This window comes from Bradyrhizobium sp. SRS-191, from assembly GCF_024586915.1.
GTDB lineage: Bacteria > Pseudomonadota > Alphaproteobacteria > Rhizobiales > Xanthobacteraceae > Bradyrhizobium.
Map to the genome: position 1 here is coordinate 134,141 of NZ_JANBVS010000010.1, position 21,956 is coordinate 156,096.

18 protein-coding genes are annotated in these 21,956 nt (G+C 65.5%); 4 read left to right on the forward strand and 14 right to left on the reverse strand.

Features of this window, described 5'->3' with window-relative positions; translation table 11 throughout:
* The first annotated feature begins 3 nt into the window (after positions 1-3).
* Positions 4-528 (forward strand): dTDP-4-dehydrorhamnose 3,5-epimerase, encoded by a 525-nt coding sequence (gene rfbC, locus NLR35_RS19320; RefSeq protein WP_257168111.1) that lies wholly within the window; start codon positions 4-6, stop codon positions 526-528.
* Positions 529-570: 42 nt separating this feature from the next.
* Here rfbC and NLR35_RS19325 read toward each other — a convergent pair whose 3' ends face one another.
* The 12 genes from NLR35_RS19325 to NLR35_RS19380 all read right to left on the reverse strand — a co-directional run bounded on the left by NLR35_RS19325 (position 571) and on the right by NLR35_RS19380 (position 14,049).
* A complete protein-coding gene (locus NLR35_RS19325; RefSeq protein WP_257168112.1) occupies positions 571-1,377 on the reverse strand; it encodes a glycosyltransferase family 2 protein in 807 nt (268 codons plus the stop codon).
* Positions 1,374-2,540 carry an FAD-dependent oxidoreductase gene (locus tag NLR35_RS19330; RefSeq protein ID WP_257168113.1) on the reverse strand — a complete coding sequence of 389 codons (1,167 nt, stop codon included), beginning with the start codon at positions 2,538-2,540 and terminating at the stop codon, positions 1,374-1,376. The genes NLR35_RS19325 and NLR35_RS19330 overlap by 4 nt, the downstream gene beginning before the upstream one ends.
* Positions 2,537-3,559: a hypothetical protein gene (locus NLR35_RS19335; protein ID WP_257168114.1), complete on the reverse strand. Its 1,023-nt coding sequence runs from the start codon at positions 3,557-3,559 to the stop codon at positions 2,537-2,539. The genes NLR35_RS19330 and NLR35_RS19335 overlap by 4 nt, the downstream gene beginning before the upstream one ends.
* Before the next feature lie 12 nt (positions 3,560-3,571).
* Complete coding sequence (locus tag NLR35_RS19340) at positions 3,572-4,405, reverse strand: sugar phosphate isomerase/epimerase (protein ID WP_257168115.1); 834 nt, start codon at positions 4,403-4,405, stop codon at positions 3,572-3,574.
* The gene (locus tag NLR35_RS19345) at positions 4,402-5,355 is read right to left on the reverse strand and encodes a hypothetical protein (RefSeq protein ID WP_257168116.1); all 954 of its coding nucleotides are present in this window, start codon (positions 5,353-5,355) and stop codon (positions 4,402-4,404) included. The genes NLR35_RS19340 and NLR35_RS19345 overlap by 4 nt, the downstream gene beginning before the upstream one ends.
* Before the next feature lie 93 nt (positions 5,356-5,448).
* Positions 5,449-6,483: a hypothetical protein gene (locus NLR35_RS19350; RefSeq protein WP_257168117.1), complete on the reverse strand. Its 1,035-nt coding sequence runs from the start codon at positions 6,481-6,483 to the stop codon at positions 5,449-5,451.
* Between the two features lie 59 nt (positions 6,484-6,542).
* Positions 6,543-7,991 carry a CmcI family methyltransferase gene (locus NLR35_RS34285; RefSeq protein ID WP_257168118.1) on the reverse strand — a complete coding sequence of 483 codons (1,449 nt, stop codon included), beginning with the start codon at positions 7,989-7,991 and terminating at the stop codon, positions 6,543-6,545.
* Between the two features lie 34 nt (positions 7,992-8,025).
* A complete protein-coding gene (locus NLR35_RS19360) occupies positions 8,026-9,792 on the reverse strand; it encodes a TylF/MycF/NovP-related O-methyltransferase (RefSeq protein WP_257168119.1) in 1,767 nt (588 codons plus the stop codon).
* Entirely contained in the window at positions 9,789-10,037 is a 249-nt protein-coding gene (locus NLR35_RS19365) for an acyl carrier protein (protein WP_257168120.1), read from the reverse strand. The genes NLR35_RS19360 and NLR35_RS19365 overlap by 4 nt, the downstream gene beginning before the upstream one ends.
* 41 nt (positions 10,038-10,078) lie before the next feature.
* The gene (locus NLR35_RS19370) at positions 10,079-11,287 is read right to left on the reverse strand and encodes a cytochrome P450 (RefSeq protein ID WP_257168121.1); all 1,209 of its coding nucleotides are present in this window, start codon (positions 11,285-11,287) and stop codon (positions 10,079-10,081) included.
* A 63-nt stretch (positions 11,288-11,350) separates the two neighbouring features.
* Positions 11,351-13,096, reverse strand: a complete 1,746-nt coding sequence (locus NLR35_RS19375; RefSeq protein ID WP_257168226.1) for a fatty acyl-AMP ligase — start codon at positions 13,094-13,096, stop codon at positions 11,351-11,353.
* A gap of 8 nt (positions 13,097-13,104) precedes the next feature.
* Positions 13,105-14,049: a radical SAM protein gene (locus tag NLR35_RS19380; RefSeq protein WP_257168122.1), complete on the reverse strand. Its 945-nt coding sequence runs from the start codon at positions 14,047-14,049 to the stop codon at positions 13,105-13,107.
* Positions 14,050-14,547: 498 nt separating this feature from the next.
* On the opposite strand from NLR35_RS19380, the gene NLR35_RS19385 reads away from it, so the two are divergent.
* The 3 genes from NLR35_RS19385 to NLR35_RS19395 all read left to right on the forward strand — a co-directional run bounded on the left by NLR35_RS19385 (position 14,548) and on the right by NLR35_RS19395 (position 19,604).
* Positions 14,548-17,121, forward strand: a complete 2,574-nt coding sequence (locus tag NLR35_RS19385) for a rhamnan synthesis F family protein (protein ID WP_257168123.1) — start codon at positions 14,548-14,550, stop codon at positions 17,119-17,121.
* Positions 17,114-18,160 carry a hypothetical protein gene (locus NLR35_RS19390; RefSeq protein WP_257168124.1) on the forward strand — a complete coding sequence of 349 codons (1,047 nt, stop codon included), beginning with the start codon at positions 17,114-17,116 and terminating at the stop codon, positions 18,158-18,160. Before NLR35_RS19385 ends, NLR35_RS19390 begins: the two co-directional genes overlap by 8 nt.
* A gap of 172 nt (positions 18,161-18,332) precedes the next feature.
* Entirely contained in the window at positions 18,333-19,604 is a 1,272-nt protein-coding gene (locus NLR35_RS19395; RefSeq protein WP_257168125.1) for a hypothetical protein, read from the forward strand.
* Here NLR35_RS19395 and NLR35_RS19400 read toward each other — a convergent pair.
* Together NLR35_RS19400 and NLR35_RS19405 are read right to left on the reverse strand one after the other, a co-directional pair.
* Positions 19,528-20,292: a sulfotransferase domain-containing protein gene (locus tag NLR35_RS19400; RefSeq protein WP_257168126.1), complete on the reverse strand. Its 765-nt coding sequence runs from the start codon at positions 20,290-20,292 to the stop codon at positions 19,528-19,530. The two genes, NLR35_RS19395 and NLR35_RS19400, sit on opposite strands and share 77 nt — an antisense overlap.
* On the reverse strand, positions 20,289-21,266 hold the full coding sequence (locus NLR35_RS19405; protein WP_257168127.1) for a sulfotransferase family protein: 978 nt from the start codon (positions 21,264-21,266) through the stop codon (positions 20,289-20,291). The genes NLR35_RS19400 and NLR35_RS19405 overlap by 4 nt, the downstream gene beginning before the upstream one ends.
* Positions 21,267-21,956: the final 690 nt, after the last annotated feature.

Consider the following 21,956-nt stretch of genomic DNA (forward strand, 5'->3'; position numbering starts at 1 on the left):
ACAATGAAAATCATCCGCCTCGCCATTCCTGATGTCGTCGTATTCGAGCCCACCGTCTTTGACGATGTCCGCGGCTGCTTTTTCGAAAGCTTCAACAAGCGCGAATTCGTCCGCCTCACCGGCGTGAACACCGAGTTCGTTCAAGACAATCACTCGATCAGCCGCAAGGACGTGCTGCGCGGGCTTCACTATCAGCTCGCGCCACATGCGCAAGGCAAGCTCGTTCGCGTGGTTCGAGGGGCGATTTTTGACGTCGCCGTTGATATTCGCCAGGACTCGCTCACCTATGGACGCTGGGTTGGTGAGCAATTGAGCGCTGAGAACCGACGGCAGATCTGGATTCCCCCGGGCTTCGCTCACGGCTTCCTGGCGCTGGAGGACAACACCGAGGTCCTTTACAAGGCAACGGAATACTACGATCGATCGAGCGAACGCGTCATTCCCTGGAACGACCCGCAGATTCGGATTGCGTGGCCGACGGCTACACCGATCCTTTCTCTGAAAGATGCTGCCGCCGACGACGAATAACGCGCAGTTGCCGGCGGCTCGGGCCGCTGCAACGAAGCCCTCTCAGGGCGCGAAGCGGCCGCGGGCGGCGTCGATGGCCTGACGAAGCACGGCCAGCTTCGGGCCGACGCCGTTGATCTTCGTCGGCGTCGGCTCGCTCCTTGGGTAGGATCTCTCCACCGGGATTTCCCGGACCTTGTAGCCGAGCTGCCCGGCACGAACGGTGAGGTAGAACAGCAGCTCGTAGTTCATGAACACGGAGCGGAAGGGCGCGACCCGCGGGTCGAGCAGATAGCGACGGGAGTAGCCGCGATAGCCATTGGTGGTGTCGGTGAACCATCTTCTCCCGGCAAGACTCATGAGCGGGGCGTGGATCAGCCGGTTGCCCAAGGTGCGTTCAAGCGGTGTGTTGACAGCTTTCCCGCCCTTTCGGTAGCGCGACCCCTGGACGTAGTCGTCGCCGGCCTTGAGGCACTCGACGAACACCGCGATGGCGTTCACATTGTCCTTGCCGTTGCCGTCGATCGTGACGATTCCGGCATAGCCCTGTTGCAGGCACCACGCATAAGCCATGCGCAATTGCGCACTGAGGCGGCCTGGTCCGCGTTTCGTGAGTACCGCACGCACACCGGTCGCCGCCAGGATGTCCGGAGTGAGAGAGCCGTCCGTCGAGCCGCCATCGGCGATCACCACGTCCACAGGCAGCTGAGCGGCCTCCACTCGGCGCAGCTGCGCGCGGATACGCTCTCCCTCATTGATGACGGGGATAACCAAGGCATGGCTATGCCGCCTGGGCTCTCTCACCTCGGTCTCGAAGGCTGGCAAATCCCAATCCGCCGGGAAGGTCGTATCAGGCGAGGCGTGGTTCATTCGGCTGCTCCCAGGCGCCGCGGAGCTTCTCCGTGGACGTAGCCTTCGTTCACGCCGGCCCATTCGGGCCGGCTCATGCGGATGAGATCGAACAGGTCGTAGATGTTGTCGATCTTGCCGCCCATGATGGTGATGATCCGTGAGTCCGCCGGGTGGCGTTGATAGAGGATCGGGCGGCCGTCGTCCCGCTCGTTTCTCAACAGGACGGTCTTGATCTCGTACAGGGACTTCGCCCACTCGACTTCCGCAAGCGCAGGAACATAACGCGCGCCGTCGAGGATCATATGTCGATGCCGGCTTGTCTTCTCGAGCCCGCGAAACACGTCATAGGCCGGGCGCCCCGCCGTCGCGTCGGTCCAACTCGCATGAGGCGTGTAGCGCACATGGGTCAGTGAGTGCAGTTGCTCCGCCGGGTACGGCATCATCGAGACAAACGGCCCGTCCATCACGGTGAAGCCATAGGGCGCGAGCTGAGCGGGCGGGCGCACCAATGCGATTTCCGCAAGCTCGTGCTTCACCTCGGCCGGGGCGAGCCCTGCGGTCTTCAGCAACGTGTTGATCTGCGAATAGGTCACGTTGAAGACATGGCGGGCGCTGATCGAGGTGCCGTTGGCGAGCTCCGCCACCACCTCGTCGGGCCGTTCCTCCAGGCGGATGGCCTCCGTTTGCAGCCGCAACTCGATGCCGGCGGCGGCGATCCGTTCGGCCATGCCGGCGCGTAGCACCGTCGAGTCGAAGGCATATTCGACGCAGTCGAACACGGCCTCGATCGTGTGCGGATCGAACAGCGCCGCGCGCGACGGATCTGCGGGCGCGATCGGCGCACCCATGTCGGAAAACATGCGATAGAACCGCTTTGCCGACACCTTCGAGCGGCGTCGCGCGATGCCGTAGAGCATCTGGAAGCTGTCGACCACCGCGTCCGGGAAATCACGCGCGAAGCGCTGGTGCAGCACCATGGATTTGACCGCGGTCAACGCGCTGCGCGGATAGTGGAAGCCGGTATGGACCCGCGCCTGATTGACCCGCGAAGCGCGGTTCATCAGCCGGTCCCCCGCCTCTACGATGGTGATATCCTCGCTGATGGAGCGCAGCAGCAGCGCGAGGTTGCACCCGTAGAACCCGCCTCCGATGACCAGGAAGTCGACGCGCGGGCGGGTCATTCGGCGGATGCCTCGCCGCCCCTGGCACCGCCCTGCACCGGTTCGGCGCCCTGTCCGGCAATCTCGATGTTGAGTTCGCGAACGGCGCGACCGAACAGGTCCACTGCGGCGATCTCGTCGACGATGTCCTCGTTGAGATCAGCGGAAAGAAGGTCGATCAGCCGCTGAATGCCGATCGACAGTCCGAAGACGGCGCTGCCGAGAAATCCGGTCGTCAGGCTGGTGACGATCGAGATGGTGAACCAACCCGGCTGCACTTTGGAGAAGATCAGCCAGACCGTGACGCAGTAGATGCCGTAGGCTATTGCAGAGGCCACCACGAGCAGAGAGAACATCGCCAGCGTGGACAGCACCCGCGGCGCCGAGGCGATCAGCAACCTGTGCATCAGGTCGAGCCTGCGGGCGAACTCGGTCGCGGACAGCGAGCGCCGGACGCTCTGGCCGGTGGCATTGATCCAGCGGACGGGGATCGCGCTGTCGGACGGCGGGAAGCGCATGGCGAGGGTGCGGTCGGGATGGGCCAGCAGCATGTTCAGCAGCGTGCGCGGGAAAGCGACGGTCTGCATGTCCCGCGGATCCACCCGGAAGCCCGCGCCGCGGCCAAGAACCCGAAGCGCGCGTCGCAGCGCATGAGACCCGCCCAATCGCCCTATCACGATGGAGCCGGTGCCCGCCGCCATTTCCAGCGCCCTCACCGGATCGACGATTGAAAGCTCCGAAGGGGTGGTCAGCACCACGGCGTCGCCAATGGCCTCGGAGGCAATCGCGACGCGGCGGCGGTAGAACGGCGTGCCCGCGCGGATCTTCAGCAAGCGCAGATTGGGGATCCGGCTCGCCAGCTCGTAGTAGTGATGCTCGGACTCGGCCGGGATCCCCAGCAGGATCTCCCAGTAGCGGAAGCGCTCCGCCAGACGCGCGGCGAGCACATGAAGAACCGGAATGCACGCTGCCGCTTCACCCTCGGGATCGGCAATGCAGACGGAGACGAAGAGCTCTTCGGTGGGAGGGCGATCGGTCATCTCAGTCCCCCGTCATTCGGCCAAGGCGGCCGCTGCCGTCAGGCGCTCCAGCGCGGCATCCACGCCGGCAAGGCCATCGCCAGGGCGCTTCATCTCCACCGAGAACCAGCCGTCATATGCCGCCGCCCGCATCGCTCGCATGGCGCGCGCCGCCTGTTCCGGCTGTGCCGGCGCGGGCCCGAGCAGCGGCTCGCTGACATGCACGTGGCTGACATGGCGCGCGAGGCGTGCTGCGATGGCCTCGATATCCTCGAAATGTCCATTCATGTGCAAGGCGCCGAGGTCCAGGATGATGGTCACGGCGGGATGGTTGACCGCAGCGACGAAGTCCGCGACCTCGTCGTGCGTCGTGAGAAAATTCGTTTCGTAAACGGCGGGATTGAACTCGACTCCCAGGCGCGTGCGTGCCGCCGCCGCCGCATCGCCCAAGGAGCGGAAGACGCCGACCGCGATATTTCGCGCGGCGTCGGCTGCAAGCCCCTCCGGGACGACGCGTTGAGTGGGGGAGCCGAACACCAGATTGGGAATGCCGAAGCGCCGGGCCAAGGCAATCGCCCGGTGCATGCCGGCGATGAAGCGTGCCTGCGCGTCGGCATCGCCGAACAGAGCTGCGCCCTGCACGCCGAACAACAGCGACTGCATGGAGACAAGGGCGAGCCCCGCGTCGGCCGCCTCCGCCAGAACAGGCGCGGCCTCCGCCTCATCAGGCGCGAACGGATCGGCCGCGCCGGCGAAGAAGAGGCCCGGGGCGATCTCAAGCCCGGCCACCCCGTGACGCCGCATCGAGGCATAGGCGCCGGCGCGCTCTTCCGGAGACCAGGCGATGTTGGAGATCGCGAGTTTCATGCGGCGGGCCTCTCCTCGGCAAAGAAGCGCGTGAGGCGGGAGAGCACGTCTTCCTCGGTCTCGATGTACGGGCCCGCGTGCCCCCACAACGCCGCGTAGCGGGTACGCATATCCTCGCGATGAACCCTCGCTTCGCTGGCGGGCGTCGGCCGGCCAGTCAAGGTGGCGTAGACATGGGCGGCGGAGAGTGGCGCCGGGGCCAGATGGACCAGATCGACGCCGGCTGTGAGACAGCGGGCGATGTCGCTCCAAAGCCGGTTCATGTCATAGAACTGGAAGCGCGTCTGCGGCGAGGTGAACAGTTCGGCAGCAAAACCGATCTCCCGGACGGCGGCATCATAGTCACGCCGGCGGTTGCTGGCCTCCAGGGCTTCGCGGTTGATGACGAAGAGGCCCAAGGCGTCGTCCCATTCATAGATGCTCGCCAATCCCTCGGCCAAGACGGGATCGAGCCTGCCGGCCATCGCCTCGAGCCGTGGACGCGGAAGCATCGACGGCATGGGATTGAGGATGTCGAACAGGAAGTTCTTCTTCAGCCCCGCACCGAACAAAGCCGGTAACCGCACCACCAGGCAGCGGGGAAACCGGGCGGCGCAGAACAGTTCGAGGTCGCGGCGGTGACGGCCATAGGCGGACGCCTGCGCGTGCCGGATATCACTCTCGTCAGCGGCGCAGAAATCGTCGAACACCGCGATGGTCGAGACCAGGACAAAGCTCTCCACCTTGATAGCAGCAAGGTTCGACTTGAGCGTCTCGATCCGCGCGCGGTCCGCCTCCGGGAAGCGGTTCGCCAGAAACATGGAGCCTGGCGCCGCCGCGCAGACGCAGGTGTCGAATGCGCTGCCGGAAGAGTCCGTGATGTTGCGGCTGTTCAGCAACGTGCCGAAATCGTGCTGCCGAGCCAGGTGCCCGCCAACAAAACCCGTTGATCCAATCAACACGTCCGTCAAATTGATCTCACACGATGTTCCGAAAGGGTATTCGACACTTTGAGACTCTCGAACAGGCTCGATGAGCCGAACCGTTGCGCACCGCGGCGCGATCTATCCGGATGGAGAAACGGGGACCCGGCAGGTGGCCGGTTGAACGCCGATTTCACTCAACCACATCACCCCGGCATGTTCGACGTCAATCTCCAGCCGGTAGTCGCCGGCTCTCGCAGGCGCGCGAACGAGGAGATTGATCTCCACCGCGTCACCGGGCCGGAGCGGATGATTGAGCGGCTGGCGGCCGTCGAGCCATTGCGCGATGCTGCCGTCGGCATGCCGCCAGTGATTGCCGAGCGAGAAGCCGCTTTGGCTGGTCGGTCCCCAGGTGATGTCCGACGTGTTGCGCAAGGTCACCGGCACATCAAACAGGCTGCCTGCGGCTGCCGTCATCGTGGAGGGCGCCGCTATTTCTGCACGCGCGGACCAGATGGGAAATCCACCCGGATAAGTGTCGAGCGCCTCATCCATGCGCCGAAGCACGACCTCGCTCAACAGGCTGAGAATTCGGCCGCTGAAGATCCTGCCGTGCTCATAGGGCAGCGTATCGACCGTGCTCTGCGGCATGTTGGCGCGCAGCAGGGCCTCCGCATCATGGAGGCGAAGTAAGGGATTGGTGCAGTCATGCTGCCCGACGATGATCGCCGTGCGTCCGGGGTATGGCATGAAGAGAAAGGGGTTGAGGCTGACCAGCAATGACACGGCCTCGCCCGCGGTCGTCAGGATCTGCGCGATCTTCTGGGCGAGCAAGGCACCCTGGCAGTTGCCGCCGAGAAACAACGGACCGGGCAGTCCGAGCGAATGGATTTCCGCGGCATAGCTGACCGCCAGGTGCATATGAATCTCGGCGCTGGTGGCCACGACCATATGCCCTGACCGCATGCCGTAAAGCGGCTGGTCCGGCCCCAAGGCACCCGCGAAGTTGGCGAACTCCTCATACCCCTGGAAGCACCAGAACAATGGCGGACGCGTACCGGCAATGTTGGCGCCGTAGATCAACCGGTTTTCGCTGACCAGTTCGCCCCGCCACCATGGCTCGGTGACGGCGACGACGGTCTTGCGAAGCTGATCGAGCAACGCGTTATCGAGCAAGGCTGGCCGCCGACGCGCAGCGCTCGGGACCTCCTGTTGGCCTGATCGGAATTGTTCGTTCATCGCCGCCGTAACCAACCATTGAAATTGAAGGTGGCGTTGTAACCGAAACGGTCACAATACGCCGCGTCGATCTCGTAGTCCGCGGCCCGCCGGCTCAGAAAGGCGTCGATCGCACGGGACGGCGGCGACAGCGATGTCGAGCCGAGTTGGCTGTCCCCGTCGCTGCGAAACGCACCATCCTCGACAACCACATAATCACCGGCCGCCAGCAGCGGATCGAAATAGTCGAGCACGGCGGCGCAGGTGTCCTCGTCATGGGCGGAATCCTCGATGACCAGCAGAGGATGCCCGAGGCTTCGCACGTCGTCCGGAGGCAGCACCTTTGCCAGATGACGGGCGTCGCCCACGCGCGCATCGATGCCCGGATGACCCCCGTGGTCGCGAGGCAGCAGATCGATGCTGATGACCCGCACCGGGAGGCCGAGAGCCGCCATGGTATCCGCCAGCCATAGCGTGCGGCCGCCCTCCAGACTGCCGACCTCGATCACCGCCGCCGGCTTCAACTGGCCGAGCAAGGCGAGATAGTTTGCCATGTCCAGCGGGTTGAGCAGCATCGCGCGGCCCTTGTAGCGATAGCCAAGGCTGCCCTTCAGCAAGGCGATCAGCACATCGTCAGGCAGTGCGCTGGAAAAACTGCGGGCCGTTGTGCCCTGCCTTGTCCCGGCGCCCGCGGCGGCCAGTTGCGGACGGTTGGCGTTGAGCCGCTCGAGCTCACTGATCTTGCAAAGGCTGCGCAACGGGCGGCTGAGGTCGAGTTGTGCGAGGATCGCCGCAAGCTGATCCGATGCTGCAAGCCGCGCCTTCGGCGCGATCACCGCCAGACCGAACAGCATCGGCAGCCAGACCACCTCGAATTCGCCTTGCCGGCGCGCCAGGAAGTCCTCGATGGCGGTCCTCACCCCGTTGCGCGGGCCACCCTCGTTTTCCGCGTGATACGAGCCCGCACTGTACCCGCCCGGTGACAGGCCGCGGTCCTGCGGCAGCACACCGCCGATGCGGTAGTCCTGGCGAAAGTCCGCGGGAATGCGCTCGGGACAATAATACAGATCGCGCCGCCCATAGGGCCACTCCACGTCGTGACAAATTACGACCGGCGCCCGCGCGTCCAATGCGCCTTCCACGCCATAGATCGCCTGGAGTTCGTGATGCACGGTGTACCAGTTGTGGTCGCCGTCGATCAGCACCGCGTCCGCCGGGAGCAGATCGGCCAAGACCTCCAGGCTGGGGCGGCGGTGGAGGCCGATGGCATCAGGAAAGCGATCGCGCAGGCCTTCCATGTCGAAGCCCGGCTCCGGGTCGACGATCTCCACCCGGGCCGCGGCCGTCTTCGCCCAGGCGGCGAGATAGCGGGAGTTTCGGCCGTCCCCCGCCCCGATCTCGATGACGCGACGGGCGTCGATCGCCTGAAGAATGGGTTTGACGACGCTTGGCCAGAATTGGAACACGGACGCTGCCTCCGGCGAAGGTTCAAGAGCGGGGTCAAGACTTGCGCCAGAAGGCGCCGGTCCAATCGATCATGGTGATGGGGCTCGTGATGCCGCGTGCCGCCCTGAACGCGTCGACGGCCTGCGCGCATTGGCCGAGGCCGCCGTAATCGTCGATGACGATGAAGCCGCCGGGGGAGACGCGGTCGTAAAGTGCCTCCAGCGCCTGCATCGTCGAGCTGTAGAGGTCGCCGTCCAGCCGCAGCACCGCCAGTTGTTCGACCGCACATCCCGCCAACGTGTCGGCAAAAAATCCGGGCAGGAATCGCACGCGCGCGTCGAGCAGCCCGAAATCGGCAAAGGCCCGCTCCACCCGCTCGCGCGAGACCGCCAGCGACGGAAAATGCTCGCGGGAAAGATCCAAGCCCTGATCTTCCGGCTGCGAGGGCGGCGGCAGGCCGGCGAAGGAATCGGCGAGCCAGAGATTGCGGTCCTGGTCCCCGCTGAGATCCAGAATGGCCTTCATCAGCAGGCAGGCGCCACCGCGCCAGACACCGCATTCCATGAGGTCACCGGCCACGCCCTCGTCCAGCGCAGTGGTGACGCACCATTCCAGATGGTCGAGGCGCTTGCGGCCGATCATCGTATAGCCGAGGGATCGGCCGGGATCCCCGCTCAGCGTGTCGAAGCCCATCGCACGGACGCGGCGCTTTTCCTCCAGCGCCAGCCCCAGCTTGCCAGGCACGTCATAGAGAATATCCGACCAGAACGCCGGGGGCACCTGCGTCATGCCGCGGAGTGAATCGAGCGCGACCTCGGTTTCGAGCCCCGTCTCATTCAGTAGAACGGATTTCAGCAGGCTCAGATATCTGCTCCGTGCATCGGGACTAGCCCGCATCACGGTGGCGGCTTCAGAAGGCGCGGCATGGCCAGCGGCCAATTGGCGGCGATAGGCTTCCGCCGCTGCGCGTGACACCGGGCCGAAATAGCTACGCTCCGCATCCACGACGCGTATCCGCCCCCGCAGCCGGTAGTATTCGCGAGCAGCGTTCTTGTAGACGTCGAGCGACGCGGCGTTGGTGTGGGTCCCGCCGTGGATCTGGTGGAATACGCCCTCTCCCAGCACGGTCACCTGCCGTGTGCCGGGATGTTCGAGCGCGCGCCGGAGGAGATCGGAATTGGCGGCGCCGCCACCGGGGCTTTCGAAAGCCGGATCGAAGCCTCCGAGCGCCTGCCAGAGACCTTGCTGCATGACGATCAGATTGCTTTCGTTCAGCGGCCCGAACCAGCCTCGGGTGATGTTCTCGGCGAAGGGGCTGATCTCGAACAGGCGATAGCCGTTGTTGCGCCAATCGATGGTATCCAGCAGCCGGTCTTCCCAGACGGCATCGTAGCCCTGCTGTATCGTGATCCACTGCGGGCCGGGCCCAAGCTGAAACGACAGCGTCGTCACCACCGCGTCAGCGTCGGTCCGTGCCGCGCGCCGGCACGCGTCGAGCAGGCCGGGGCTGGCCAAGCGGGCGCCGTCGATGTTGACACCGACCAACGGAGCGGCCGCCAGGCTGAGGCCGTGATTGATGGCACGCACCGGTGAAGGCTTGGGATCAGGAAAGCAGTGGATCTGCAGGTTCATCCCGAGATCGGCGAAATCCTCGAGCCGGGGCGGATGGGTCGAACCGTTGTCGATGACGATTACTTCGTAGTCATCCGCCGCGATGCCCTGCTGATAGCGCGGCGACAGGCTGTAGAGCGTGCGCGGCAGCTCCCGCGCCATCTCGTAGCTGATGACGATCAGGCTGAGCTCGGGACGTCCCGTGCTCATTCGACGATGCCGTTGGCCTGCATGTCGGCAAGCAGGCTGTCGATCGTGGAGTTGCGCAGGAAGAGCGTGGCCTCGATCTCGACGTCGAAATGCTCCTCCATCGCGCCCGCCATCACGACCGCATCGACCGAGTTCAATCCCATCACGTGAAACCGGGTATCACCTTTGATCTCGGACTCGCTGACATCGAGCAGCGAAACGAGAAAGCCGATGATCCACGCTCTGACCGCGTCTGCCTTCAACATGAGTGTCTACCTGTAGAATTGATTTCGAAAATTGCTGACGATCAGATCTGGACGGGAAGGTTTCTCATACGTCTTTGATTGTGATGAGGTCGCCAGACGGGCTTCGGCAACTCGACGCGAGGACGCGGTCCCTTGAGAACCGCGGCCGTCGCGATACCGGCCTCGAGACGGGCGATCCATCCCCCGAGACAGTTGTGCATGCCGCCCCCGAAGGACTGCACCGGCGGGCCGACACGATCCGGCAGGAAGCGGTCCGGGTTTTGATACGCGTCGGGATCCCGGTTGGCGGCAGCGATCATCAAAATAATCTGCTGATCCGCCTTGATACGGCAGCCCGCGATCAAGTGATCGTCGTTCGCGCGGCGGCGAACCTGCTGGATGGGAGGCTCCAGCCGCAGCCCTTCGTTCACCGCGCCGGCAATGAGATCGGGGTTGCCTGTTGCCCGGTCATAGATGTCGGGATGACTCAGCAGCAGCCACAGGCTGTTGCCGATCAACGCTGACGTGGTCTCGAATCCGGCCATGAACACGAAGCTGGCAAGAGCCGCCAGCCGCTCGTCATCCAGCGCCGGCTCGGCTGCATCATTCAGGCTGACCAGCAGGGACAGGCCATCATCCGGCGGCGTGCGACGGCGCTCCGCGATGCGCTGCCGCAGGAAAGCGTGGGCTGTCCCAAGGCTGCGATTGGCCGCTCGGTAGTCCCGGATCGAACAACCTCGGTTGAGGATGACGGGCACACCGGCGAGGGTGCGGGCGAGCCACAGCGCGTCCTCGTCGGCAAGGCCGAAGAGCCAGCCCATGAACAAAGGCGGCAGCGGGTCGGCATAGTCGGTCATGAGGTCCATGCCGCCATCGCGCGCCAACGAGCCGATCAGGCGCTCGGCGATGGCTTCCACCGCAGCAGCGCAACTCGCCTGGGAGCGGAACGCCAGCAGCCGCGCCACGAGCGAGCGCAGCGGTCCGTGCGAGGGCGGATTGCGAAAGAACAGGACCATTTCGAGAAGGCGCAGCAGCTCCACCGGGTCCTCACCCAGCGCGCGAGCCACGTCACCAACGAACTGTCCGAGATCGAGGGTCAGGTGGCTGGAATTGGCAAATGCCTCGCTCACCTCGCGGTGGCGCAGCAGAACCCAGGCCTGCTCTGCGTCGGTCCAGAACACCGGCGCGCGCTCCCGCAGGGCGGCATAGACCGGATAGGGGTCTTCACGCAGATCAGCCGCCAAGCTGTTGAATGCCCCAAGATCAAGCATTGGCCCCGTTCACGTTTGCCGAAAATGAAAGAGTGGCCCGAACCGGCGCCCCATTGCGTCTTGCTACTGCTTTACTGGGCACAGTGTCGCTGCGTCCAGCCGGAAGGGCGCGAGTTCCCCAGACACGTAGGCGTCGCGGCAGGCGCGGCGCCTGATCTTGTTGCTGGTGGTGCGCGGCAGAGCCCCCGGTCGCACCAGCACCACATCCGACGGTCGCATGCCGAAATTCTCGCAAATATCAGCCGCGACGGCCTTGGCGGCGCGCTCCAGCTCCGGATCGGCAATATGGCCGCGCTTGACTTCCTGAAGCACGATCAGCCCTTCCCTCCCGTCGCGATCAATGGCGAAGGCAGCTGCCGTCGGAGCCAAGGCAGGATGCGCCCGGCAGGCCGTGGCTTCGATATCTTCCGGGTGATGCTTGGCACCGTGGACGATCACCACGTCCTTCAGGCGGCCCACGATGACGAGATCGTCGCCGCGCATCAGGCCCATGTCGCCCGTGCGCAGGAATGGTCCGGCCTCCGCGTCATCGGAAAGCCGGGCCCGGAAGGTCGCCTCCGAGGGAGCCGGCTGCTGCCAGTATCCTGCCGCGACATGGGGGCCGGCCACCCAGACCTCGCCCACCTCTCCCTCCGGCAGGCGACGCAGGCTTTGCGGATCGACGATGGCCAAAGTCTGCCCGACGGTCCCCTGCCCGCAGATCACACGTTCCGCGCCCTCGCCACCTAGCGAGGTGGCAGGCTCCCGAACACAGCAAAGCCCATTGCCGGCCGGCCCGCCTGATACGAACAGCGTCGTCTCGGCCATGCCGTAGCAGGGAAATAGCGCTTTCGGATCGAAATCGGCGGGGGCCGCGCGCTCGGCAAAGCGGCGCAGATCATCGGCCCGCACCGGCTCGGCACCGCAGAAGGCGACGCGCCAGGAGCGCAGGTCGAGGCCGCTGATCTGATCGGGCCGGATGCGATCCGCACACAGCGCATAAGCGAAATTGGGACCGCCGCTGGTCGTCCCGCGATGGCGCGCGATCGCCTGCAGCCAGCGCAACGGGCGCTGGATGAAATCCATCGGCGACATCAGCACGGCAAGGCCACCCACATAGAGCGGCTGAAGCAGCCCGCCCACCAGCCCCATGTCGTGAAACAAAGGCAGCCAGCTCACCATGCGCGTCTCCGCATCATGACCAAAGGCCGTGCGGATCATCTCCATATTGGCCATCAGATTGCCGTGGGTCACGATCACGCCCCGGGGATCCGCGGTCGAGCCGGAGGTGTACTGGAGAAAGGCCGGATCGTTCGGCACGATGACAGGAAGCTCCGAGCGCACCCGCTCGTTCGACATGCCCTGATCGGTCACGATCCAGGGGACGCCGGAGAGATCGGCGGGAAAGGCGCCGCGGATCGTTGCGTCGGCCGCAAGCGGCGCGCAGGTCAGAACGACACGTGGGCGGGCATCGGCGGCAATGGCCGCGATGCGCGGCGCCGAGCGCGACGGTGTGATGAAGGGCGTCGGGACGGCGATCGCGCCAGCGTAAAGGCACGCGCAGAAGCCGACGACGAACGCAAGGCCCGCGGAATAGACCAGCAGCACGGTCTGGCCTTGCGCCCCCTCCCGGACCAATCGCTCCGCCAGGATGCGGGCCTGAAGATCCAGCTCCCCATAGGTCAGGCTTGTCCCGTCTCCCTCGCCCCGTTCCAGGAAGCGCAGGGCGATCTTGCCGGAAATGGTATTCGCGTGGTGATGCAGGACATGGGCGAGGCTGGCTTGGAATGTCCGGGCACCTCCGTCTGGGCCGTCGTCGCGCCCGCGCATATGCACCGCTAATGCCCTCCCTGCCGGAAGCGCTTCACCGCTTCCGTTGACGGGCTGACATTGAGGTCGGCCCCCACGTCACACCGGCTGCACACCGGCATGTCGGCGCGCCGCGAGACCAGGGCGTCGAGGAAGGCCGCACGCGTCTCCGAGGCAAACAGGGTGCTGTAACGGCTCTCGCCGAGATTGCCGAGAAAGGCCGCGCCCGGATGGAAGCAGCACGGGACGATGTTGCCGCGATGATCCACGTACAGGTTATGCGGATCGGCCGCGATCGCGCAGCCTCCCTCGCCCATCGGCACTTTGTCCCGCGCCTTGTCTCGGATGCTGTCAGGCAGTTGGAGCCATCCCCTGAACTCCGGATGGACGCCATAAGGCCTCAGCACGTCCCGCCAGCGCCGCTTGTCCTCGGGAGCCTCGATGACGCACCGCGCCCGCAGATGAAGCCTCGGGTAGCGGGCCGCCAGATCACGGGCGACGGACAGGAAGGACATGAGCTTGGACCACTTGGCCGGTGGCCGCAGCGCCTCATATTGCGCGGGCGTACCATCGCCGTCGCAGCTGATGGTCAGCAGATTGACGACGCCCATTGCCACCAGCGCCTCGAGCCTGTCCTCGGCATTGCACTGGGCATTGGTGGAGATTTCGATCCAGTTGATATCGGTCGGGCAGTCGCGCAGGCTGCGCCCGATCTCCTCGAGCTGCGGATGCAGCAGCGGCTCGCCATAATTGAAGAGCCGCAGCAAGGTGATCTTCTGCACGTCGATGTTTGCGAGGCAACGCCGGAACAGATCCGGCGAAATGAACTCCGGCCTCGGGTTGAGCCCTGAATTGGGACATCCCACGCACCGCAACTGACAGCCGCCAACGACGTCAAAATGAACCGTGGTCAGTTGCCGCTGCAGCGAAGCACGCTCCGAATGATCCAATTGAGAACTCAGCGAAGCAGCCATGGACGATGCATTACTGACAATGAGCTGCGTTGCAGCTCACAAAAGCTGATTGATCAGCGCGCGTGGCCTTTTGCGACCTCTTCGCACTTCAACCCGCGGCAACTCCCAATGATGCAGACTCTCGTACTGTAAGCTTTCACAAGGCGTCAAGCGCGGCAAAGGGCATAAGCATCCCGCTGAGCAGATGCATGATGAAACAGACCTGCGCATATTCTTTTGCGCGGACTAAAGGATTGCTGCTTGCCCGCTCCTGTGGACAAGTGCGTGCGCCGCGGGACGCCTCATAGCGATCTCGGCGCACACCATCGGGAAGGCGGCCCGCACTGTCCATTTGCCGTCGACGAAGGAGCGCGGTGCGTCGGTCAATTCCCCCGCGCACAATTCGTGTTTTACAATGCCAACCAATTTGCCTAGGAGACAAGCTCTTGCTTTCACGTTCCTGCTGAAGCTCGGTTCTAGTATCGGCCTGCTCCAGCACTTTTCACGTCCGCGAGTATTATGAACGAGAACGACACGTTCGTCGCGGCTCAGAACATGACCGCACCGGGATTGCGCCAAGGGCTTACAGACCTGAGCGACATGCCCTATCGCCGCCGCCGGCCGGCGCGGTTTTTGACCAGAGTCGTCGAACTGCTCGTCGGGGCAGGTGTCGGCGTTTGGCAGCTCGGCCTCGCCGGTCGGGATGCCGTGCTGGACGTGCGGGAGAACTGGGGCGGCGCCGAACGTCGGCTGCTGCGCCGGTTCGATGGTACTGGTGGAGGCCAGGGTCGCTCGGTCGCGATCTATGCCCATTTTGCCCCCTATTCCGGCGTCAGCGCGATGGTGGCCCGTCAACTGCGGGACTATGCGCGCCTCGGCTTTCGCATCGTGTTCGTGTCAGCCGCTCCTCATTTTACGGAGGAGGATTTCGCCTCGATCCGCGACAGCGTGGACGTCGTCCTGCACCGGCGCAATTTCGGGCTGGATTTCGGAAGCTGGGTTGATGCGATCACCCTCCTCCCCGACCTTGTCGACGACATCGACGAACTGCTGCTGGTGAACGATTCCGTGCTCGGCCCGATCCATCCGCTGGATGGCCCGCTGGCCGAGATGCGGCGCGGCGGAGAGGGCCTGTTCGGCATGACGGACAGCGTCCAATATGCCCCGCACCTGCAATCCTACTTCCTGCTCGCGCGCGGCGGCGATGCCATCGCGGATCTCGCGGACTTCCTGAGGGACCGCAGGCTCAGCGTTTCCAAACGGCGCGTCGTGAAGCGGTTCGAGGTCGCCCTGAGCGGCCATATGCGCGATCTCGGCCACAGGGTCGCGGCGATCTGGAACTACGAGACGCTGGAAGCGGAAATGCTGCGCTCCGACACGGACGTCGCCGCGCTTTCCGCGCAGCTTCCCCGCTTCAGGCTGAGGCCCGGCGGTCCCGGCCTGTTCGGCCTGCGCCGCCAGTTGCTCGACCTGCCCTTGAACCCCGTCCACCACTTCGCGGGGCTTCTGGTGCGCCGGTGCGGTTTCCCTTTCCTGAAAACGGAACTCGTGCAACGCAATCCCGCGCGCATCCTCGATGCGCTTCAGTGGCGAGATCTCATCCCGCGTGATGCGCCGATTTCGCTGGCGCTGCTGGAGGATCATCTCGCGTCGCTCGAGCGGCCCATGCGCCGTCGGCGGCGGGCCGTGCTGCCGCAGCCCTCTCTCAACTCCGATGTCACGCCCGCGAAGGACGCGGTCGCGCCTCCGGAGCCGACGGCGGCGCCAGCCACGGAAAAGCCGTGGCAGCTGCCGTTGAGGTCGGCGTGGGAACGCAGCCAGCCTGCCGCCGCCGCACCGGTGACACCGACGCTGAGCGCGGAGAGTCTGACGCGCGCGGTCTCGCGCACCCCGCTGGTCCTCAGCGTCAGCCATGATGACTACGCGATCTATACGGGTGGCGTTCAGAATGTCATCTGCGAGGAACAGCAGGCCTTTGCCGGCGAAGGGGTGAGTTACCTGCATCTTTCGCCCACGAAGCCGACCAGCGGCCTGGCCCCGGCCCAGCCCAACGTGCTGTCCGTGCGGCTGGATGGCGTGCTCCTTGGCACCGCGTCGGTCGAGGACCTGATGGCCGTACTCTCCGGCCTCGACCAGGAGAACGCGGTCCTGGCCACGATCATCCATCATTTCTCGGGCCACGCACCGGAACAGATCCTGGCCCTGCACCAGGCGGCCGGATCGCCGCAGGCCATCGTCTGGCTGCACGATTTCGGAACGCTCTGTTCGAACCCGTTCCTGCTGCGCAACGACATCGTCTTCTGCGGAGCGCCGCAGGCGCAGTCCGCCGCCTGCGGCATCTGCGCTTATGGCGCAAGCCGGGAAGCGCATATGGACCGCTTGCGCGCTTTCTTCGCGGCCAGTGCACCGACCTTCCTCGCTCCTTCCCGGACCGCGCTGTCCTTCTGGCAGGAACGCATCGGCTTGGCGGGCGGGGCCTCATCAGGCGAGATCGTGCCGCCGCTTCGCCTGGTCCCCCTGCCCTTGCCGACCCGCCAGCGAGCGCAGGACCAGCGGCTGCGCATCGCCCATGTCGGCATGCGGCACACGCACAAGGGCTGGGCGACCTTTGCCGCGCTGGCGGAGGTGCTCGCCGGCGACGACCGCTACGCGTTCCTCCAACTGGGGCTCGACCTCGGCCATCCGTTGCCGCCTCATATTCGTCGCGTGAACGTGGACGTCGCTGCCAACAAACGGACAGCCATGGCCGACATGATCGCCGCCGAACAGGTCGACGTCGTCATCAACTGGTCGGAATGCTTCGAAACGTTTTCCTTCACCGCCCATGAGGCGCTGGCGGCCGGCGCCCTGCTCATCACCCACCCGAAAGCGGGCCATATTCCCGTGGCCATCGCGGAGTACGCGCCGGGACGCGGGCTGGTTCTCGACAATGCCGAAGCGCTGCAGGCGCTGTTCATCTCGGGCGCCATTCAAGAGCTGTGCGCCCGCTCCCCGGCCACGCGGCACATGATGGTGTTCGGCGGCGCCAGCGCCGAATGGCTGTTGGCGCGACGAGGGGATGCCCGCAAGCGGACGCTGGCGCGCCATGCCTGACCGCAGCCTGCCTGGCAACCCCGTGCATTGCTTTACGTCCGCATCCCTCGCCTATGCCGACCGCGCCCTCGTGCTCGCCACGAGCCTGCGCCGCGCCCATCCGGACTGGGTGCTCTGGCTGTGTCTCGTCGACGTGCCGCCCCCCGGCTTCTCCATGGAAGCACTGACAGCGGCCTTCGACCATGTGGTCCCGGCGGAAGACCTGCCCATTCCGGATGTGCGCAGCTGGCTGTTCGGCCACGACGTCGTCGAAGCCTGCACCGCAGTGAAGGGCGCCATGATGCTGCACATGCAGGCGCAAGGCGCGGACCGCGTCATCTATCTCGATCCGGACATTGCAGTGTTCGCGCCGCTCACGACCATCACCGAGCGGCTCGAGGTGGCAGACATCGTTCTGACTCCGCACCTCCTGGATCCCGAGCCCACGGTGGCTGGCGTGCTGGACAATGAAATCGGCGCCCTCAAGCACGGCATCTACAATCTCGGCTTCATCGCCGTATCGTCGCGCCCCGAAGGACGCCGCTTCGCCCGCTGGTGGGCGGACCGGCTGCGCCTGTTCTGCGTGGACGACATTCCCGCCGGGCTGTTCACCGACCAGCGCTGGTGCGACCATGTGCCGGCCTTCTTCCCCTCCACCCACATCCTGCGCGATCCCGGCTGCAATGTCGCAAGCTGGAATCTCGCGAACCGCCCCCTGACCATCGGGCAGGACGGCGTCATCCGCGCAGCGGGCGCCCCGCTCTGCTTCTTCCACTTCACCAAGTTCACCGGCGCGGGCCGCCCGATGCTGGAGCGTTATTCCGGTTCTGGCAGCGCGCTGGACGAAGTGATGGCCTGGTACGGCGCCGCCCTCGCATCCCATGCGCCGCGGGACTTGCCGGCCGGCTGGTGGGCCTATGGAAGCCATGCGGATGGCCGGCCGATTCCCCGCGCGCATCGTCGATCCTGGCGCGCCAACGCCGCCTTGCGGGCGGAGGTGGCAGACCCGTTCGCCGTCGCCTCGCGCGACTTCGCGCGCCTTGCCGGATATCCCGCATGAGCCTGCCGCGCATCTCCGTGAGGCGGACGGCTCACGCATGATGCGCGGCCTCATTCTCCTGATCTGGCTCGTCTCGCTCGCCGTGAATGCGCCGGGACACCTCTCCTACGATTCCATCGTACAGCTCACGGAAGGGCGGACCGGCGTATTCGCCGGCTTCCACCCTCCGCTCATGTCGGCCTTGCTCGGCTTCTTTGATCATGTCCTCCCAGGCACGGCGCTCTATCTCGTCGGCGTGTCAGCTCTGTTCTATTTGCCGCTGATCGCACTGGCCGGAGGCGACGCAGGGCGCCGGCCTCTGAACTGGCTGGCGAGCGCGGCTCTCGTGCTGCTGATCGCCACACCCTTCCTCCTCATCTATCAGGGCATCGTCTGGAAGGACGTGCTGTTTGCCAATCTGTCCCTCTCGACCTTTGCCTGCCTCGTGCAGGCGGACCGCGAGGCGAGGCGCCCCGCCCGCCTGTTCTGCTTCGCCGCAGCGGCCGTGCTCGCGGCGCTTGCCATGGCCACGCGCCAGAACGGACTTTTGGTGCCGGTGTTCGCGGCGGCGGCACTTGCCTGGCCGATGACAAATTTCGCTGGGCTGAGACGGAGGATCCTCGCGAGCAGCGCATGGCTTCTGCTTGTCGGAGTGGCCTTCCTCGCGACGCAGGCCGCGATCGCGAGGGTGGCGACGCAGCCGGTCGGAAGCGGCTTCGCCAAAGGCCTGATCGTCCTGCAGCGATACGACATCGTCGGCATGATCGCCCATGGCGCGCCCCCCTTCGACGGCGCCGCGGCCGACACCGACGACGCGGCCCGTGTCACGGCCGCCTTCCGCCGCGACTATGAGGCGAGCCGGCTCGATCGGGTGATGAAGACGCCGGAGGTCATCGCCTATTTCACCCGCACGGGTTTGGATGGCGGCCAGTGGTGGCGCATGGTGCGGCAAAATCCCGGCGCCTGGCTGGCGCATCGTGCGGCCGTCTTCCGCTGGATGGTGTTTCCCTCCGACGTCAGGGAATGTCTGCCCGTCTGGGTCGGCGTGGACGGGCCTGCCGAACAAATATCAGCGCTCGGGCTCAGCCGCGGTGCGCGTCCGCAAGACAGCGCGCTCTATGCCTATGCCACGCGGTGGTTCGGCACGCCGTTGTTCGTCAACGGTGCGTGGGCGCTTCTGGCCGTGGCGCTTGGCGCCGTCCTGCTGCGCCGTCGCCGGAGCGGCGACGTGACGATGGTCTTGCTGCTCGGCACAGCGCTCGCCTTCTGCGCCAGCTTCGCCCTCATCGGCATCGCCTGCGATGTCCGCTATTTGTTTCTGCTGCCGGTCGCCTGCTGCGGTGCGCTTGCCCAGCTGGCCGCGGCAGCGAAAGACCGAGCCGGATCGTTCAGCGGGTCCGGAAGGTCAGCCAGTGGGCGGCCTCGATCCCCGCCAGCGCCACCGCCTCCTGCGCATCCCTTCTGAAGATCTCTCGCAGATACGCGACATCCTCTGGCGACATTCTCTCGCCGGGTCGCGGGTTCGAATTGGCCCGAATGCAAGGGACCGGCGGAAACGCGGGAAGACTTAAGAAATCGGCGATCCGTGACAGCGCCGCGGGCACATCGGCAAACAGCCGCGCATACTCCAGGAACAACAACTGCCGATCCGGAAACAGCCTGCGCGCGCGCCGAACCTGGGCCGCGTAGAAGCCGCGCTCGACATAGGAGAAGGCGCGCAGCGCCGGCCCGCGCTCACCCGATGTCATCCGGCGGCGCCCATCACGGATGGCCTGCGCGAAGTCCAGGTTGTCAGCGCCACGATGCCGTTCCATCGACCAATGCGACCAGGCCCGCTCGATGGGATCGCGCAGAATGATGATGATCCGCGCCTGCCGATTGTAGCGCCTCACGCGCGCCAGAGCGGGCGGCCAGAAGCTCGTGATCGGAGTCGCCTCGAACCGGAGCCGGCCTCGTTTCCGCGCGGAGAGCGGATAGTAGGACTCGAGCCGCTCGTCCGCCGGCTCGCTCCAATCCTGGCTCTCGTCATCGAAGACGTGGGTTTCCTTGACGGACGCGCCGGCGAGGCCGGGATGGAGCCGCAGATAGGCGTCGAGGCTGGTGGTGCCGGCCTTCTGTACGCCGGCCACGAACAGCCCGACCCGATCACTCACCGCCTGCTGCCCTGATACAGCGATCTGTTCAACTGCTCGAACAGCTCCGCCATGGCCTGCTCGTCGCGCTCCGGATCATCCGATGCCCAGGCCGGATGGGCCGTCGTGAGCCGGCGGTTGAGAAATTCGATCTCGGTGGAGAGCGACATCCTCGCCGCGCAGGACAGGACCTCCGCCGCCGCCGCATCGACGTCCGCCCGCCCGCCATCATCATCCGCATCGGCGAGGCTCGAGAGAGACTCATGCAGGCGGTCGAGCAGACCACCGAAGCCAGGACCGAAGACATCGGTCGACTGGAGCGCCTGGTGGTGACGCAACGACGGCTTCACGGGCGCGTCTTCCGGATCCTCGGCGTGCCAGGGGCCCGGCAGCGTGCGAATTCGCGCGGCCGTTCCTCGCCAGTCCGCGAGCATGTCCTCATAGCGCAAGGTGATGCGGGGCACGTCACGGCTGTCCTGTTCGGCCGCAATCACATGCCGCGCCCAGAGCAGGCCGGCATAGCTGGCCGACATTCGGTTCCGCGTCGCGAGCGAGGCCGCGACTTCCGCTGGGTGACGCAGGGCCAGCACGACGCAACTCTCCCGTCCCGCCAGCCCGAGCACCTGGCGGAACAGCGGGAAGAAGCGGCACATGCGCGGATCCTTGATCACCGGCAGAGCCGCCTCGGGGAAATCCTCCGCCATGGCTTGCACCATTTCACCGATCAGCCCGGCCGCGACATCGCGGGGAACGGCGGCGAGGGAAAACGGCTTCACGTCGAACCAGACCGAGCCCGCGGCGGTCAGAAGCCGCTCATGCAGAGCGACCAGCATGGCCGGTTCGAAATAGCCCTCGGGATTATCGGGGCCTGGAGGGCTGAGCCGTAGCGGCAGCGTCGCGCCGAGGCACGATAGCAGATGAGCCAACGCGGAGGTTCCGCTGCGATGCATGCCGAGAACGATGCAGGCATAAGCCTGCGACGAAGATTGCATCATCGAACAGTCCGTGGCTCCCTACCCGCCCTCCCGACTCCGGCCGCAGCCGAGCATTCGGGCCATCACTTCAATCACACCTGCACCGTCCCCGGCAAACCTATTGGATCGTCCGCCGGGGAAATCCATCCTGGCCGGAACCGACGCTGTGGAGCACGCGCTCCACCTGGAGCGCCACCGCACCGTCGCGGCTGGTTGGCAGGTTGCACATCTCGCAGGCCATGCCGGCATCCCGCGAGCCGACGACCATCGCGGAGACGACCACTCGGACTCTCGAAGCTGTTGGATGAAACTGCGGCGGCCGGTCGACGAGACCAACAGTTCACCGGCAAGCGAGCCGTTTACAAGCGCATCCAGCAAACGCCAGCAAGCAACCGTGTCTCGCGCCCTTCTGTACGTTTCAAACAGCAGGCATGCCTCGGCTATCTCGCGGCGTCCTGCGCCCGAGCTCTCCCATCAGTCGACCTCTCCCTCGAAAAGAAGAGGCGCAGGGAAGACCGGGTATCGGCTGATACCCGCGGTCCGCGTGCAGCAAACAAGCACGCGGCAGAACCACAGGTATAGCCCAATATCCGGCCTTCCCTGCGCGACGGTTTTGCGACTTATAGGCGCTCTCCCCGGGGACCGGCTGTCTTGCCCCCGTCGCCTGCGGCTCATCATCACCGCCGGCTTGGCGTCAGCTTCGGGACGCCA

Bases quoted from the DNA above. Each gene is read 5' to 3' on its own strand.
- rfbC (WP_257168111.1), top strand. From the start codon at position 4: ATGAAAATCATCCGCCTCGCCATTCCTGATGTCGTCGTATTCGAGCCC.
- NLR35_RS19325 (WP_257168112.1), bottom strand. From the start codon at position 1,377: ATGAACCACGCCTCGCCTGATACGACCTTCCCGGCGGATTGGGATTTG.
- NLR35_RS19330 (WP_257168113.1), bottom strand. From the start codon at position 2,540: ATGACCCGCCCGCGCGTCGACTTCCTGGTCATCGGAGGCGGGTTCTAC.
- NLR35_RS19335 (WP_257168114.1), bottom strand. From the start codon at position 3,559: ATGACCGATCGCCCTCCCACCGAAGAGCTCTTCGTCTCCGTCTGCATT.
- NLR35_RS19340 (WP_257168115.1), bottom strand. From the start codon at position 4,405: ATGAAACTCGCGATCTCCAACATCGCCTGGTCTCCGGAAGAGCGCGCC.
- NLR35_RS19360 (WP_257168119.1), bottom strand. From the start codon at position 9,792: ATGAGCACGGGACGTCCCGAGCTCAGCCTGATCGTCATCAGCTACGAG.
- NLR35_RS19365 (WP_257168120.1), bottom strand. From the start codon at position 10,037: ATGTTGAAGGCAGACGCGGTCAGAGCGTGGATCATCGGCTTTCTCGTT.
- NLR35_RS19370 (WP_257168121.1), bottom strand. From the start codon at position 11,287: ATGCTTGATCTTGGGGCATTCAACAGCTTGGCGGCTGATCTGCGTGAA.
- NLR35_RS19375 (WP_257168226.1), bottom strand. From the start codon at position 13,096: ATGCGCGGGCGCGACGACGGCCCAGACGGAGGTGCCCGGACATTCCAA.
- NLR35_RS19380 (WP_257168122.1), bottom strand. From the start codon at position 14,049: ATGGCTGCTTCGCTGAGTTCTCAATTGGATCATTCGGAGCGTGCTTCG.
- NLR35_RS19385 (WP_257168123.1), top strand. From the start codon at position 14,548: ATGAACGAGAACGACACGTTCGTCGCGGCTCAGAACATGACCGCACCG.
- NLR35_RS19390 (WP_257168124.1), top strand. From the start codon at position 17,114: ATGCCTGACCGCAGCCTGCCTGGCAACCCCGTGCATTGCTTTACGTCC.
- NLR35_RS19395 (WP_257168125.1), top strand. From the start codon at position 18,333: ATGTCGGCCTTGCTCGGCTTCTTTGATCATGTCCTCCCAGGCACGGCG.
- NLR35_RS19405 (WP_257168127.1), bottom strand. From the start codon at position 21,266: ATGATGCAATCTTCGTCGCAGGCTTATGCCTGCATCGTTCTCGGCATG.